The sequence below is a fragment of the Rathayibacter sp. AY1H3 genome (assembly GCF_002932015.1).
Genome location: NZ_PSUU01000008.1, coordinates 16146 through 31137, shown reverse-complemented (window position 1 = coordinate 31137; position 14992 = coordinate 16146). Strand labels below are relative to the sequence as shown.

Here is a 14992-nt window from a genome sequence, read left to right as displayed (position 1 = left end):
TCTACCGGAGGCCCGGAGGGTCGGCGGGCGCGGCCGCCGATCGGCTCGCGATCGACGCGATCACCGCGGAGCGGATTAACTGGTCCGGGTCCAAGAACAGGGTTAGGGTGGCCCGGTGATCGAGACACTGGTGGCGGGCGACTCCGCGGACCCCCTGGACTACTCCGACGGCTGGGAGCTGCAGCGCCGCCTGCACGCCGAGGTGGTGGCGGGCTCGAGGCCGGACACCCTCGTGCTCTGCGAGCACTCCTCCGTCTACACCGCCGGCAAGCGCACCGAGGCGCACGAGCGCCCGGACGACGGCTCGCCCGTGGTCGACGTCGACCGCGGAGGGCGGATCACCTGGCACGGCCCGGGCCAGCTCGTCGGCTACCCGATCGTGCGGCTCGGCGAGCCCGTCGACGTGGTCGCCTACGTCCGCTCGCTGGAGGGGGTGCTGATCGCCGCTCTCGACGACCTGGGCGTGCAGGGGCGGCGCGTCGACGGGCGCTCGGGAGTGTGGATCCCGAGGGACGGCGGCGCCGACAAGATCGCCGCGATCGGCATCCGCGTCGCCTCGGGCGTGACGATGCACGGATTCGCCCTCAACGTCTCGAACAGCCTCGAGCCCTACGCCCGCATCGTCGCCTGCGGCATCGCCGACGCCGGGGTGACCACGCTCGAGCGCGAGCGCGGCGAGGCTCCGCCCATGGAGGCGGTGCGGGCGCGGGTGGCGGCGCGCTTCTCGGAGGCGGCCCCCGCCTTCTCCGCCCGCATCGAGGAGGTCGCCGCGTGAGCGCCGAGGCCGGCGGCCGCAAGCTCCTGCGGCTGGAGATCCGCAACGCCGAGACGCCGATCGAGCGCAAGCCCGAGTGGATACGCACGAAGGCCTCGATGGGCCCGGAGTACCTGCAGCTGCAGTCGCTGGTGAAGAGCGAGGAGCTGCACACCGTCTGCCAGGAGGCGGGCTGCCCCAACATCTTCGAGTGCTGGGAGGACCGAGAGGCGACCTTCCTCATCGGGGGCGCCCAGTGCACCCGCCGCTGCGACTTCTGCCAGATCGACACCGGGAAGCCCGCGGACTACGACGCCGACGAGCCCCGGCGCGTCGGCGAGTCCGTGGCGCGGATGAACCTGCGCTACGCGACCGTCACCGGAGTCGCCCGCGACGACCTGCCGGACGAGGGCTCCTGGCTCTACGCCGAGACCATCCGCCAGATCCACGCCCAGGCTCCGGGCACGGGGGTCGAGATCCTGGTCCCGGACTTCACCGGCCGCGCCGAGCACCTGCAGAGGGTGTTCGACGCGGAGCCGGAGGTGTTCGCCCACAACGTCGAGACGGTGCCGCGGATCTTCAAGCGCATCCGGCCGGCCTTCCGCTACGAGCGCTCGCTCGACGTGCTCACTCAGGGCCGGGAGGCGGGGCTGATCACGAAGTCGAACCTCATCCTCGGCATGGGCGAGGAGCGGGAGGAGATCTCGCAGGCGCTGCAGGACCTCCACGACGCCGGCACCGACATCGTGACCATCACGCAGTACCTCCGCCCGACGCCGCGGCATCTGCCGGTGGACCGCTGGGTGCACCCGGAGGAGTTCGTGGCGATCAAGGAGGAGGCCGAGGACATCGGCTTCCTCGGCGTCCTCGCGGGGCCCCTGGTCCGCTCCTCCTACCGGGCCGGCCGGCTCTGGGCGCGCTCGATGGAGTCGAAGGGGCTGCCGGTCCCGGAGCACCTGCGCCACCTCGCAGACGCGGCACTGGGCTTCTCGCAGGCCGTGTAGCCCGCCACCGGGACGGCGCCGGCGCGTCGTCCCGGGCGGGGCCGCTCAGCTGACGAGCTGCTGGGCGAAGATGTGCGGGGTGAAGCCGGTGAGGTCGCCGATGCCCTCGCCCTGGCCGACGAGCTTGATCGGGATGCCGGTGCGCTCCTGGACCGCGAGGACGAAGCCGCCCTTCGCGGAGCCGTCGAGCTTGGTGATGACCAGGCCGGTGACGCCCGCGTGCTCGATGAACGCCTCGGCCTGGCTCAGCCCGTTCTGACCGGTCGTCGCGTCGAGCACGAGCAGGATCTCGGAGATCGGGGCCTGCTTCTCGATGACGCGCTTGATCTTCGTGAGCTCGTCCATCAGCCCGCCCTTGGTGTGCAGGCGGCCGGCCGTGTCGATGATGACCATCTCGACGCCGGTGTCCTTCGCGAACTGCACGGTCTGGAAGGCGACGGACGCCGGATCCTGGCGCTCCTGCTGAGGGCGGACGATCTGGGCGTCGGCGCGCTGCGCCCAGGTGGCGAGCTGGTCGACCGCCGCCGCGCGGAAGGTGTCGGCCGCGCCGACCACGACGCTCCGGCCGTAGTTGCGGAGGAACTTGGCGAACTTGCCGATGGTCGTGGTCTTGCCGACGCCGTTCACGCCGACCACGAGGATCACGGCGGGGCGCTCGCTGAGCTTGAGGGTGGTGTCGTACTTCGACAGACGCTCCTCGAGGGACTCGCGGAGCATCCGCTGCAGGTCGCGCGGGTCGGTGGTGGAGTAGCGGGCGACCTTGGCGCGGAGGTCGTCGACGATCTCCTCGGTGATGTCGGGGCCGAAGTCGGCGGTGATCAGCGCCGTCTCGAGGTCGTCCCAGGTCTGGTCGTCGATCGTGCGCTTCTCGAACAGGCCGCGCAGTGCGCGGCCGAGCGACCAGGAGGTGCGTTCTGCCATGGGTCCAGGCTACCGGCGGGCGCGCCTCCGAGCGGTCGGGGCGGCGGGTTCAGGCCGGGGGCGCGGCGACGCGCTGGCCGACGACGGCCGAGACGCCGTCCTGCCGCATCGAGACGCCGTAGAGCGCGTCCGCGATCTCCATGGTCCGCTTCTGGTGGGTGATGACGATCAGCTGGCTCGAGGTGCGCAGGTCCTCGAAGATGCTGAGCAGTCGGCCGAGATTCGCGTCGTCGAGGGCGGCCTCCACCTCGTCCATGATGTAGAAGGGGCTAGGCCGCGACTTGAAGATGGCGACCATGAACGCCACGGCCGCGAGCGAGCGCTCCCCTCCGGAGAGGAGCGACAGCCGCTCGATCTTCTTGCCGGCCGGCCGCACCGCGACCTCGATGCCGGTGGTGAGCAGGTTCTCCGGGTCGGTCAGGCGGATGCTGCCGGTGCCGCCGGGGAAGAGGACGGGGAACACGTCCGCGAACGCCGCCTGCGTGTCGTCGAATGCGGAGGCGAACACCGTCTGCATCGTCTCGTCGAGCTCCTCGATGATGGTGAGCAGGTCCCGCCGGGTCCCGGTGAGGTCGGCCAGCTGCTCGGTCAGGAACGCGTGCCGCTGCTCCAGCGCGGCGAACTCCTCCAGCGCGAGCGGATTGACGCGGCCCAGCTGCCCCAGCTGCTTCTCGGCCTTCTCGAGGCGGCGGCGCTGCTCCTCGCGGACGTAGGGCCGCGGCTCCTGCTCCTCGTCCGTCTCGTCGGGGACGCCGACTCCGGGACCGTACTCCTCCACCAGCACGTCCTCGGCGAGCCCGAGCTCGGACGCGGCGCGCTCGAGCAGACCGGTGAGCTGCAGCCTCTTCTCGTAGATCTGCAGCTCGAGGCCGTGCACGCTCTCGGTGACGGACTGGAGCCGGTCGCGCACGCTCCCCTCCTCGCGGCGGAGCCCCTGCAGCTCGGCGTTCTGCTGCGAGCGCGCCGCCTCGGCCGCGACGAGCTCGGCCCGGGCCTGCTGGACGGAGCGGTCGACGGAGGCGAGGACGGCGGGGAGCGCGGCGGTCACCTCGGCCGCCGCGTCGCGCTGGCGACGGCGGATCACGGCGCGGCGCGCGGCCTCGTCGGCGGCGGCGCGGTCGGCGGCCAGCTGGCGGGCCAGCGCCTCCCCGCGGGACTGCTCCGCCCACACCCGCTCCTTGGCGGTCTCGACGCCGAGCCGCGCCTCGATCTCGCGCTCGCGTGCGGTGTCGACGTCGCGCTGCAGACCGTCGCGCGCGCTCGCGTCGAGCACCGGCCGGGGCCTGGCGCGCGCGGCGTCGAGCGCCGACCTCGCCTCCTGGGCCGCGCGCTCGGCGTCGCCGACCCGGTCCGAGGCGACGGCCAGCGCCCTCGAGCCCCGGCCGTGCTCGGCGGTGGCCGCCTCGAGCTGGGCGCGCACGCCGCCGAGCCGCTCGGTGTGGGCGGCACGGGCGGCGTCGTGCTCGCGGAGGGCCGAGAGCGCGCTCGCGGCCTGCTCCTTCGCGCCGCGGAGCGCTCCGGTCTGCTCGGCGAGCTCGAAGCGGAGCCGGTCGATCCCGCCCTCGACCTCCTCCAGCCGGGCGGCGGCGGAGTCGCGCTCGGAGACGAGCTCGATCCGGCTGCGCTGCCCGCCGGAGCCGGCGCTCTGCACGGCGTCGGAGACGGTCGCGCCGTCGCGGGTGACCAGGACGGTGCCCGGATCGATGCGCTCCCTCAGGCGCCGCGCCGCGGCGAGGTCCTCGACCACGAGCACGCGCTCGAGGAGCGAGAGGACCCCGGCCGGCGCCGAGACGAGGTCGCCCGCGCGTTCCGCCCCCTCGGGAACGGTGAGAGCGACGTACGGCCGGGCGGCGTCGGCGACCAGCAGCTCGACGCGTCCGAGGTCGCGCTCCAGCGCGGCGTCCAGAGCCGCGTCGGCCCGGGTGGTCGACTCGACCAGCACGGCGTCGGCGACCGCGCCGAGGGCGGCGGCGATCGCGGCCTCGGAGCCCGGCCGCACCTGGATCCGCTCGGCGACCCGGCCGCGCACCCCCTCGATCCGGGCGGCGATCAGCTCGGCCGAGCCGTCCGAGACGTCGAGGGCCAGCGACAGGGCACCCGTGCGGGCGGCCAGCGCCTCGCGCTCGCGCTCCAGGGCGTGCAGCTCCTCGCGCAGCCGCTCGATTCCGGCCTCGGCGGCCGAGACCGCGGACTGGGCGAGCTCGTAGCCCTCGTCGAGGCCGCCGTCGGGGCCACGGCCCGCGTCGTCCAGCTCGGCCTCCAGAGCGTCGAGCGCCCGCCGCGCCGCCTCCTTCCGCCGGTCGGCCGCGTCGAGGGTGTTCTGCGCGCGCAGGACCTCGCCCCGGACGGACGCGAGACGGGAGGCGGCGGTGTCGGCCTGCCCCGAGAGGGTGGAGAGCTCGAGGTCGTAGCGCGAGACGAGGGCCGCCTGCGCGGCGATCTCCTCGTCGACCGCGTCGAGGGCGGAGCGGGCGGCGACGGTCGTGCGCTGCGCCTGGACCCACGCCGTCTCCGCGTCGAGGACGGCCTGCCGCAGGCGCTCCAACTCGACCCGCGCCTCCTCCACCTGCGCCGGCGTCACGCGCGGCTGGATCTGCGGCTGCTCGGACTCGAGCTCGAGCATCGCGAGCCGCTGCCCGGCGAGGGCCGAGAGGTTGCGCAGCCGCTCCTGCACCGACTCCAGCTCGAACAAGGTGCGCCGGGCGTCGTCGACCGCGTCGCCGACCACCTCCGCCTCGATCCGCGCTCGCCGGAGCGTCGCCTGCTCGAGCCGCTGCTGCAGGACCACCCGCTCGCTGTGCCGCTCGCTCTCGGTGCGGGCGAAGCCGTCCAGAGCGGTCCGGAGCTCGACCACGTCGTCGGCGAGCAGGCGCGCCCGGGCGTCGCGCACCACGGCGGCGATCGTCTGAGCCTGCCGTGCGACCTCGGCCTGGCGCCCGAGGGGCTTGAGCTGGCGCCGGATCTCGCCCGCGAGGTCGGAGAGGCGGGTCAGGTTCGCCTGCATCGCCTCGAGCTTGCGGAGCGTCTTCTCCTTGCGGCGTCGGTGCTTGAGGATCCCGGCGGCCTCCTCGATGAACCCGCGCCGCTCCTCGGGGGTCGCGTGCAGCACGGCGTCGAGCTGTCCCTGCCCCACGATGACGTGCATCTCGCGCCCGAGACCGGAGTCGCTCAGCAGCTCCTGCACGTCGAGCAGCCGGCAGCCGCGTCCGTTGATCGCGTACTCGCTGCCGCCGTTGCGGAAGAGGGTCCGGGTGATCGTCACCTCGGTGTACTCGATCGGCAGGGCGCCGTCCGAGTTGTCGATGGTGAGCGCGACCTCGGCGCGGCCGAGGGGTCCGCGGGTGGAGGTGCCCGCGAAGATGACGTCCTCCATCTTGCCGCCGCGGAGCGTCTTCGCCCCCTGCTCCCCCATCACCCAGGCGAGCGCGTCGACGACGTTGCTCTTGCCCGAGCCGTTGGGGCCGACGACGCAGGTGACCCCCGGCTCGAAGGCGAACGTGGTCGGCTGAGCGAAGGACTTGAACCCCTTGAGGGTCAGGCTCTTCAGGTACACCCGGCCGCCTCGCTCCCGTCCACAACGCCTCCACGGTAGCCGACGGCCGCGGCCGGGCCTGGAGGCGGAGCCCCGACCGGCCGACGGACCGCCGCGATCCCGCACCGGAACAGGCGCAGGAGGCCGCCGCGGGCGCCGGGACGTGCACACTGGGGTGGTGAACCGCACCTCCGACCCGGCGCTCCGGATCCGCGAGCTCGCGATCCCCGAGGCCGTGGGCGCCCACGGCTGGAGCGACTTCCTCGCCCTGACCGCGATCGGCGATGCGGTGGGGACCGCCCCGGACTGTCGGGCCGTCTACACCTGGAACGCCGAGGAGAACCGACCGATGCTCGCCGTGAGCGAGGCCGTCGGCTTCACCCCCGTCGCCCACGAGGGCCAGTGGAGGAAGGAGCTCTCATGACCCCGCTCGTCGAGCCCGGACCGCCGCTGACCGCCGCCGAGCGCGAGAGGTTCGCCCGGCAGATCCGCCTGGCGCCCCTCGGGGAGCTCGGACAGCGGCGCCTCCGGAACGCGCGCGTGCTGATCCTCGGCGCGGGCGGCATCGGCTCGCCGGTGATCACGGCGCTCGCCGCTGCCGGGATCGGGCGGCTCGGCATCGTGGACGGCGACGTCGTCGAGGTCTCGAACCTGGCGCGGCAGACGGCGCACGACGACTCCTCGGTGGGCCGGTCGAAGGCGGAGTCGGCGGCGGCGACCGCGCGGCGGCTCTCCCCCGGCATCGACGCCCGGGCCTTCCCGGTGTCGCTGACCTCGGCCAACGTCGACGCCCTCGTGGCGGGCTGGGACGTCGTGGTCGACGGCTTCGACACCTTCGGCGCGCGCTACCTCGCCTCGGACGCGACGACGCGCGCCGGGATCCCGCACGTGTGGGGGTCGGCGCTCGGCTTCGACGGGCAGCTCTCGACCTTCTGGGCCGGCGCTCCGGGCGGAGGGGTGACCCTGCGCGCGCTGCACCCCGAGGCCGAGGACGCGGGCGACAGCTGCTCGACGGTGGGCGTGCTGGGCGCGCTCTGCGCGCTGATCGGCTCGGCCATGGCGGCCGAGGTCGTGAAGCTCGTGACCGGGGCGGGCGAGCCGCTGTTCGGTCGCGTCCTCGTGCACGACGCCCTCGACTCCTCCTGGGCCGAGCTCCCTCTCGAGCGGCGGGTGCCGCCGGTCCCGGAGCGGCGGGCCGCGGCGGGCTCGATCACGGCGGCCGAGCTGCGGGAGCGGCTGGCCGGGCCGACGCCCCCGACCGTCGTCGACCTCCGCGAGGACGACGAGGACCGGACCGTCGCGGTGCCCGGTGCCGTGCGGATGCCGATGTCGCGCTTCGACCCCGTCGCTCTGCCGGCCGGTCCGCTCGTGCTGCACTGCGCCTCCGGGGTCCGATCGCGTCTCGCGGCGGAGCGCGCGGCGGCGGCGGGCGTGGCGTCCGACTCGCTCGACGGCGGGATGGCGTCGTGGCGGGAGCGGTGACCCGTGCCGCGGCCGCGTGCGCCGCGGAACGGGTGGGGTGAGGCGCACCCAGCGCCCTGCCGATCGGCGACCCGGGATGTTCGGTGCTCGCAGCGGAGAGGATCCGTCCTTCTCCGCGGATCAGGGCGGAGCAGTGTCCGAAGCTGATCGGCGGTGGCGTGCTCGCGGCCGCCGTTCCGAGGAGAGCACCCATGCCGACGCCTTCACCGCACTCCGCGCGGCAGGCGGCGCTGCTCGATCCTCCCGACCCGCTCGACCCCGGCGCGGAGGCGTGATGCCCGAGGTCTGGAGTCCCGCCGAGAGGCGGCTGCGTCGGCTCGGCTGGATTCCGCGGCGCCCCCTGCCGCGAGGTGCCGTCTGCGACGCGATCGTCTCGCCGCGCCTCAGCCTCAGCCGCGCCTGGCTGCAGACCGGGGAGTTCGAGGTCCTCCCCCATCCCGGAAGGCTCCGCGTGCTCTTCAGCCTCGACGGGACCGGCCGCCTCTCCGCCCGGGGCCGCGACCACCGGCTCCCGGCCGGCAGCGCTCTCGTGACCCGCGCCTCGACGGTGCAGTACGCGGCGGCGCTCAGTCCGTGGGCGCGCTTCGAGTGGCAGCTGCGCCCCTCGGTGCTCCGCGCGAGCGAGTTCGCCTCGCTCACGGACCGGGTCCTCGCCCTCCCCGAGGCCTACTGGCGCGCACTCACCGGTGCGGCGAACACTGTCCTCACTTTCGGCGTCGAGCCCTCGGACGCGGCCTTCGAGCACTTCGAGATCGCGAGCGAGCACCTCCTGGCCTCGGCCTTCTCGGCGCTGCTGCCCTCCTCCGACCGGGAGGACCGGTCCCCCGCCGCCGTGTACGCGAACGGCACGCGCCTGATCGAGCGGCACTACCGCGACCGCTCCTTCACGGTGGAGACGCTCGCGGAGAGTCTCGGCGTGTCGGTCAGCCACCTGCACCGGGCGTTCTCGGCCGCCGGCACCACCCCTCGTCAGCGGATCGAGCGCGCGCGGGCCTTCGAGGCGCAGCGCCTCCTCGACGAGCTCGGCCCGCGGGCGGCGACGGACCTGGACCGCGTGGCGCGGTCGGCCGGCTTCAGCTCGCGGATCCACATGCAGCGGACCCTCCGCCGGATCGACGACGCGGGCTGACGTGCGCCGCCGCGTCCCCCGCGCCGGACGGGCTCCCGGCGAGGAGGCGCCCTGAGTGGCTCCCCCGGTCCGGCGGCGCGACGGAACGTCCACGGTCGGGCATGGAACCTCGTCGCGGCCCGTTCCGCGTCGACCGGAGGCCGGACGTTCGGCAGGATCGGCGCGTCCACCACCCCTCGCACGAAAGAAAGAAAAGGAACACCATGACGGACACCAACGCCCTGGACCCGACGGCAGCGCACTCGCGCTCCCTCCCACCGCGGATCGACTCGACCGGCGGGGGGCCCGCCCGGCGGACGATCATGTCGGGTGCGGCCTGGTCCGTCCCCGTCGTCGCCGCGGCGGTCGCGACCCCCGCGGCCGCCGCGTCCACCGGCCTCACCCTCGCCTTCGACGCCCCGGCGTACTCCTTCCCCGCCTGCACCACGAGAACGGTCTCCGTCCTCGCCACGACCAACGGCGCTCCCGCTGCCGGCGACACGGTCACCATCACTCTCCCCGCCGGCCTGACCAGCGGCGGCGCGCAGACCGTCAGGGCGACGACCGGCGCGGACGGACGCGTGAGCATCCCGGTCACGGCCGGGAACGTGGCGCAGAACGGCATCACCCTCTCCGCCGTCTCCGGCGCCGCGGGCGCGACGGCGACCGCGAGCACCACCGCGACCACGGGGACCGCCGTCCGGTACGTCACCGACGGCGGACGGACGACGACGGAGTCGAACGGCAACGTGCCCTCGGGAGCCAAGACCGTCGGACCCCGGTACTACCTGACGGAGTCGGGCGAGCTCTATCACGGCGGGGGGCGGATCGCGCGCGGCGTCACCAGCGTCCAGGGCTTCCGCGACGAGCAGAACCGCGACGTCGCCGACTTCGTCGTCGACGGCGTCTTCTACCGCTTCGTCACCGGAGAGGCCGCGCCGAAGGCCATCGGGAGCGGCGTGCCGGCCGGATCGACGGTCCATGCGCCCGCCTTCTACGTCACACCGAACGGCGAGCTGCGGCGCGCCGGCGGAGCCCTCGTGACCACCGGAGTGACGAGCGCGGACTCCTTCCGCGACCAGAGCAACAACGACGTCATCGACGTGATCGTCGGCTCGGAGCTCGTCCGCTACATCTCCTCCACGAAGAACCAGGTCTACGCCAGGAACGTTCCGGCAGGATCGACGGCCTTGGCGCCCTCCTACCACCTGACGCCGGACGGGCGCCTCTTCAACAGCAGCATCCTGGTCGCCACCGGGGTGACCAGTGCCGACGCCTACCGCGATCGACAGAACCGTGACGTCGTGGACGTGATCCAGAACGGCGCTCTCGTCCGGTACGGCGCGTTCGCGGACAGGACGCAGCCGCAGATCCGCGTCGCCTCCGGTGTGCCCTCCGACGCCACCATCTTCGCGCCGGACGCCTACGTGACCCGGGACGGCCGGGCCTTCGTCAGCGGCGTGCTGGTCGCCACCGGAGTCTCCTCGGCGTTCGGATTCCTCGACTTGCAGAACCGCAACGTGCTCGACACGATGACCAACGTCCTGTGCCCGTGACGCACGGGATCGGCCGCTGATCCGGTCCTGCCCCGCCGCACGCGGGTCCGAGGGAGGCGTCCCGCGGGTCCCTGTGCGGCGGGACAGGACCAGTCCGTCCTCGGGATGCAGCGTCCTCCAGAAGCGCGGACGCACCTGCTGCGGACCGCGCGGATCGGACGCACCGGTCCGGACGAGGACGGCTCGTCACGGAGCGCTCTTCGGGGTCAGCCGCCGGCGAACGGCGGCAGGACGTCGACCGCGGCATCGGGACGCAGCGGCGTGGCCCTGTTCGCGGTCGACACGCCGTCGACCAGGTAGGTGCACCGTGCGAGCACGTCGGCGGCCGAGGGCGCGGAGGCGACGAGTCTCTCCTCGAGAGCGCCCAGGTCGGGCACCTCGTCGAGCTCGTCGGAACCACGGCCGAGGGCGGCCTTGGCCGCCGCGAAGTAGCGGACCCGCATGCTCATCCGCCGATCGCGCTCATCGTGCGCTCGGGCTGCACGAAGCCCGCCCGGTTCATCTCGTGTCCCGCGGGCTTGGCCCACATCGCCCCGCGCCAGAGCTGGGCGACCTCGTGGTCGTCCGCGCCCGCGCGCATCGGGCCGAGCAGGTCCGTCTCCTCGTTCGAGAAGAGGCAGCTGCGGACACCTCCCTCGGCGGTGAGCCGGGTGCGGCGGCAGTCGTCGCAGAAGTTCTCGGTGACGGACGCGATGATCCCCACCTGGCCGAGCACCTCGGACCCCCCGGCCTCGCGGACGTCGAAGAGCTCGGCGGGGGCGCCGTCACGGGGGGCCGCGTGCGGGCTGAGCGAGAAGCGCTCCGAGAGCAGCGCCCGGATGTCCGCGGCGGTGATCATGGTCGCGCGGTCCCAGCCGTGGTCGGCGTCGAGCGCCATCTGCTCGATGAAGCGGAGCTGGTGGCCTCCCGCGAGGGCCCAGGCGAGCAGCTCCGGGGCCTCGTGGTCGTTGATCCCGGGCAGGAGCACCGCGTTGATCTTGGTCTGGTCCAGGCCGGCGGGACCGAGCGCGTCGATGCCCGCGAGCACGCGGTCGAGGAACGGGCGACGGGTGACCTTCGCGAAGGTCTCGGCGCAGATCGAGTCGAGCGAGACGTTGACGCGGTTCAGGCCGGCGTCGGCGAGCGCCGCCGCCCGACCGGACAGGCCGATCGCGTTCGTGGTGAGCGAGATCTCGGGGCGCGGGTCGAGGGAGGCGACGTCGCGGATGATGTCGACGAGGTCCTTGCGCAGGAGCGGCTCGCCGCCGGTGAAGCGGATCTGGCGGACGCCGAACTGCTCCACGGCGATGCGCGCGAGGCGGAGGATCTCCTCACGGCTGAGCAGGGACGCGGGCGGCTGGAACGGCAGGCCCTCCGCCGGCATGCAGTAGGTGCAGCGCAGATTGCACTTGTCCGTCAGCGAGATCCGCAGATCGTCCGCGACGCGCCCGTAGGTGTCCAGGAGGAGCGGGGTGGCGGGGCGGTCGGCCGGGAGGACCGCGCTGCGCTGTCGGGGCCGGAAGCCCGGGATCCCCAGTGCTGTGCTCATCCGCTCACACTACGCCGCGGAACCGGGCGCGACCCGGCAAGATGGACTCGGTCCCGCCGCCGGTCGGGCTCCGCCGCTCGCGAGAGGACACGATGACCTCGATCGACCTGCACGCCGCCCGGGTGCGGGCGCTGCTCGCGCCGCTGGCCACGCGGGGCGCCCGCGAGACGCTGAGCCTGGAGCCGGCCGCCGTCGCCGCCGATCCGGGCGCGTACGACCGGCGGGTCCTCGCCCGCTCCGTCGACTCCCCGCTCGACCTGCCGCGCTTCGACAACTCGCAGATGGACGGCTTCGCGGTGCGGGCGGCCGACCTCGACGCGGCGGCGCCGGAGCATCCCGTCGCCCTGCCCGTCTCGGCGCCGATCCCGGCGGGCGACCGGGCGCCGCGGCACGAGCCCGGCACGGCGACACCGATCATGACCGGCTCGCCGCTGCCGGAGGGGGCCGACGCCGTCGTCCCGGTCGAGCGCGTCGATCCTCCGCGCTTCCCCGCGGCGGGCAGCGTCGCCTTCGCGCATCCGGTGGTGCCGGCGACCTTCGTCCGCGCCCGGGGCAGCGACGCCCGCCGCGGCGAGCTCGCCCTCCCGGCCGGCACGGTCCTCCGCGCGGCCCACTACGGACTCCTCGCCTCCCTCGGGTTGACCGAGGCGGAGGTGCTGCCGCGACTCCGGGTGCTCGTCGTCCCCACCGGCAACGAGATCCGTCCCGCAGGCGCCGTCCTCGAGGAGGCGCAGATCCACGACGCGAACGGCGCCCTGCTGGCCGAGGCCGTCCGCGAGGCGGGCGCGCTGCCCGTCGTCGCCGCCTGCACGAGCGATCGGGCCGAGGACCTCCTGTCGCTGCTCGAGGAGCACGCGGGCGCGGCCGACCTGGTGATCACGGTCGGCGGTGTCAGCGCGGGCGCCTACGAGGTCGTCCGCGACGCGCTCGGCCCGGCGGGCTCGGAGTTCGGCCACGTCGAGATGCAGCCGGGCGGCCCGCAGGGCCTCGGTCTCGTGCGCGTGGCCGAGGGGCTGCACCTGCCGGTCGTCTCGCTTCCCGGGAACCCGGTGAGCGCCCTGGTCTCGTTCGAGGTGTTCCTCCGGCCCTTGCTGCGCTCGCTCGCGGGACGGACGCCCGCCGAGCGGCCGCGTCTCCGTGCGCGCCTCGGCACGGCGCTCGATTCGCCCGCGCACCTGCACCAGATCCGCCGCGGAGTCCTCGACGACGAGGGCCTCGTGCACCCGGTGGGCGGGCCCGGCTCGCACCTGCTGGCGTCCTACGCCCGCTCCACCGTGCTCATCCACGTCCCCGTCGGGACGGACCACGCAGCGACCGGCGACACGGTCGAGATCTGGAGGATCGATGACTGAGAGCGATCGGCTCACCCATGTGCGCGGCGACGGAGCCGTGCACATGGTCGATGTGAGCGCGAAGGAGGTCACGGCGCGCACCGCCGCCGCCGAGGGCTACGTCGAGACCTCACCCGAGGTGGTGCGGCTCCTCGAGCAGGGCGAGCTGCCCAAGGGCGAAGCGCTCGGCGTCGCGCGGATCGCCGGGATCCTCGGCGCGAAGGCGACCTCGACCCTCATCCCGCTCTGCCACCCGCTGGCGCTGGACGGCGTCGACGTGGACCTCGAGCCGCAGGACGGCCGCGTCCGGATCGAGGCGCGCGTGCGCACGACCGGGCGCACCGGCGTCGAGATGGAGGCGCTGACCGCGGTCAGCGTGGCCGCTCTCACGGTCTACGACATGATCAAGGCGGTCGATCGCGGTGCCGCGATCACCGGTATCCGTGTGCTCGCGAAGGCGGGCGGGAGGAGCGGCTCGTGGACGAGCGGAGGAACCCCGTGACGCGGCGGGCGGTGGCGGTCGTCGCCTCCACCCGTGCCGCCTCCGGCGTGTACGAGGACCGGACGGGACCGGCGCTGGAGGCCTGGTTCACCACCCGCGGCTGGGAGTCGCGGGTGGTCGTCGTGGCCGACGGCGACGCGGTGGGCGAGGCGATCGCCGACGCGATCGGCAGCGGAGTCGACGTCGTCGTGACCACCGGCGGGACGGGCGTCGCCCCGAGCGACGTCACCCCGGAGCAGACCGCCCCCCTCCTGGAGCGGCCCCTGCCCGGCCTCGCCGAGGCGGTGCGCGCCAAGGGCGCCGCCCACGTCCCGACCGCCGTGCTCAGCCGCGGGCTCGCCGGCGTCAGCGGCCGCACCGTCGTGGTGAACCTCCCCGGCTCCCCCGGCGGCGTCCGCGACGGGATCGACGTGCTCGACCCGGTGATCGGGCACCTCCTCGATCAGCTCGGAGGCGGCGACCATGCCCGCTGAGCCGGTCGCCCTCGCCCGGCTCGCGGCCGAGGCCATCACCGTCGACGAGTGCGAGCAGGCGGTCGACTCCCCGACGCACGGCGCCGTCGTGACCTTCGCGGGCGTCGTCCGCGACCACGACGAGGGCCGCGGCGTGCTCCGGCTGTCCTACGAGGCGCACCCGGACGCCCCCGCCGCACTCCTCGCCTCCGCCCGCCGCATCGCCGAGCGCTGGCCCGACGTCCGGATCGCCGCCGTGCACCGGGTCGGCGACCTCGTGGTCGGCGACCTCGCCCTCGCCTGCGCCGTGGCCTCGGCCCACCGCGCGGCGGCCTTCGAAGCCTGCGCGGCACTGGTCGACGACATCAAGGCGTCGGTGCCGATCTGGAAGGAGCAGTCCTTCGTCGACGGCAGCTCGGAGTGGGTCGCGAGCCTCGGCTGATCTTCCTTCGAGCCCGTCCCCGCCGGGCTCGGCGCAGTCGGCCGGAGAGGGTGGTCACGTTTCGCAGAGCGGGGAGCGATCGCCTAGATCGATCCGCTGGCACGCGGATCGATCGTTCGGCTCGGGGGTGTTTCACACCGAGCCCGTCCCCGCCGGGCTCGGCGCAGTCGGCTTTCCGGCGTGGATGCGATTCGCAGAGCGGGGAGCGACCGCCTAGACCGATCCGCTGGCACGCGGATCGATCGTTCGGCTCGGGGGGAGAGCGAGGGGGTGGCGGGTCGACATCGGGAGGTCGCCCACTGATCCGCAAGGTCGGGGCCCGGGGTGTGGCGCAGCGGATGGCGGATCCGCCGGGGGGACGGGGAGCGGAGCCGCGGGAG

Annotated in this window: 14 protein-coding genes; 10 read left to right on the top strand and 4 right to left on the bottom strand. The window is 74.2% G+C overall.

The features are described 5' to 3' along the window. The first annotated feature begins 115 nt into the window (after positions 1-115). The gene (gene lipB / locus C5C33_RS04995; RefSeq protein ID WP_104226883.1) at positions 116-775 is read left to right on the top strand and encodes a lipoyl(octanoyl) transferase LipB; all 660 of its coding nucleotides are present in this window, start codon (positions 116-118) and stop codon (positions 773-775) included. Next, positions 772-1758, top strand: coding sequence for a lipoyl synthase (gene lipA / locus C5C33_RS04990; RefSeq protein ID WP_104247634.1), 987 nt, complete (start codon positions 772-774; stop codon positions 1756-1758). Before lipB ends, lipA begins: the two co-directional genes overlap by 4 nt. 45 nt (positions 1759-1803) lie before the next feature. Here lipA and ftsY read toward each other — a convergent pair whose 3' ends face one another. Together ftsY and smc are read right to left on the bottom strand one after the other, a co-directional pair. Next, positions 1804-2679, bottom strand: coding sequence for a signal recognition particle-docking protein FtsY (ftsY, locus tag C5C33_RS04985; protein ID WP_104260571.1), 876 nt, complete (start codon positions 2677-2679; stop codon positions 1804-1806). Positions 2680-2728: 49 nt separating this feature from the next. Further along, positions 2729-6232 carry a chromosome segregation protein SMC gene (gene smc, locus C5C33_RS04980; RefSeq protein WP_104260570.1) on the bottom strand — a complete coding sequence of 1168 codons (3504 nt, stop codon included), beginning with the start codon at positions 6230-6232 and terminating at the stop codon, positions 2729-2731. A gap of 157 nt (positions 6233-6389) precedes the next feature. Here smc and C5C33_RS04975 point away from each other — a divergent pair, with 157 nt between their 5' ends. The 4 genes from C5C33_RS04975 (at position 6390) to C5C33_RS04960 (ending at position 10357) form a co-directional block, all read left to right on the top strand. Next, positions 6390-6635: a hypothetical protein gene (locus C5C33_RS04975; protein ID WP_146085748.1), complete on the top strand. Its 246-nt coding sequence runs from the start codon at positions 6390-6392 to the stop codon at positions 6633-6635. Further along, the gene (locus tag C5C33_RS04970) at positions 6632-7693 is read left to right on the top strand and encodes a ThiF family adenylyltransferase (RefSeq protein WP_104260568.1); all 1062 of its coding nucleotides are present in this window, start codon (positions 6632-6634) and stop codon (positions 7691-7693) included. The genes C5C33_RS04975 and C5C33_RS04970 overlap by 4 nt, the downstream gene beginning before the upstream one ends. 274 nt (positions 7694-7967) lie before the next feature. Then, complete coding sequence (locus tag C5C33_RS04965; RefSeq protein ID WP_104226887.1) at positions 7968-8822, top strand: AraC family transcriptional regulator; 855 nt, start codon at positions 7968-7970, stop codon at positions 8820-8822. A 203-nt stretch (positions 8823-9025) separates the two neighbouring features. Continuing rightward, on the top strand, positions 9026-10357 hold the full coding sequence (locus C5C33_RS04960; RefSeq protein ID WP_104260567.1) for a hypothetical protein: 1332 nt from the start codon (positions 9026-9028) through the stop codon (positions 10355-10357). 206 nt (positions 10358-10563) lie between these two features. Here the strand turns inward: C5C33_RS04960 and C5C33_RS04955 are convergent, their stop codons facing one another. Both C5C33_RS04955 and moaA read right to left on the bottom strand, forming a co-directional pair. Continuing rightward, positions 10564-10806, bottom strand: a complete 243-nt coding sequence (locus C5C33_RS04955) for a MoaD/ThiS family protein (RefSeq protein WP_104247637.1) — start codon at positions 10804-10806, stop codon at positions 10564-10566. Then, positions 10803-11885 carry a GTP 3',8-cyclase MoaA gene (gene moaA / locus C5C33_RS04950; protein WP_104226889.1) on the bottom strand — a complete coding sequence of 361 codons (1083 nt, stop codon included), beginning with the start codon at positions 11883-11885 and terminating at the stop codon, positions 10803-10805. Before moaA ends, C5C33_RS04955 begins: the two co-directional genes overlap by 4 nt. Before the next feature lie 92 nt (positions 11886-11977). Here moaA and glp point away from each other — a divergent pair, with 92 nt between their 5' ends. The 4 genes from glp to C5C33_RS04930 are packed head-to-tail and all read left to right on the top strand — an operon-like array spanning position 11978 to position 14612. Further along, entirely contained in the window at positions 11978-13237 is a 1260-nt protein-coding gene (glp, locus tag C5C33_RS04945; protein ID WP_104260605.1) for a gephyrin-like molybdotransferase Glp, read from the top strand. Continuing rightward, positions 13230-13718 carry a cyclic pyranopterin monophosphate synthase MoaC gene (gene moaC, locus C5C33_RS04940; RefSeq protein WP_104260566.1) on the top strand — a complete coding sequence of 163 codons (489 nt, stop codon included), beginning with the start codon at positions 13230-13232 and terminating at the stop codon, positions 13716-13718. Before glp ends, moaC begins: the two co-directional genes overlap by 8 nt. Next, on the top strand, positions 13694-14191 hold the full coding sequence (locus tag C5C33_RS04935; protein WP_244229433.1) for a molybdenum cofactor biosynthesis protein B: 498 nt from the start codon (positions 13694-13696) through the stop codon (positions 14189-14191). Before moaC ends, C5C33_RS04935 begins: the two co-directional genes overlap by 25 nt. Continuing rightward, positions 14181-14612, top strand: a complete 432-nt coding sequence (locus tag C5C33_RS04930) for a molybdenum cofactor biosynthesis protein MoaE (RefSeq protein ID WP_104226891.1) — start codon at positions 14181-14183, stop codon at positions 14610-14612. The genes C5C33_RS04935 and C5C33_RS04930 overlap by 11 nt, the downstream gene beginning before the upstream one ends. Positions 14613-14992: the final 380 nt, after the last annotated feature.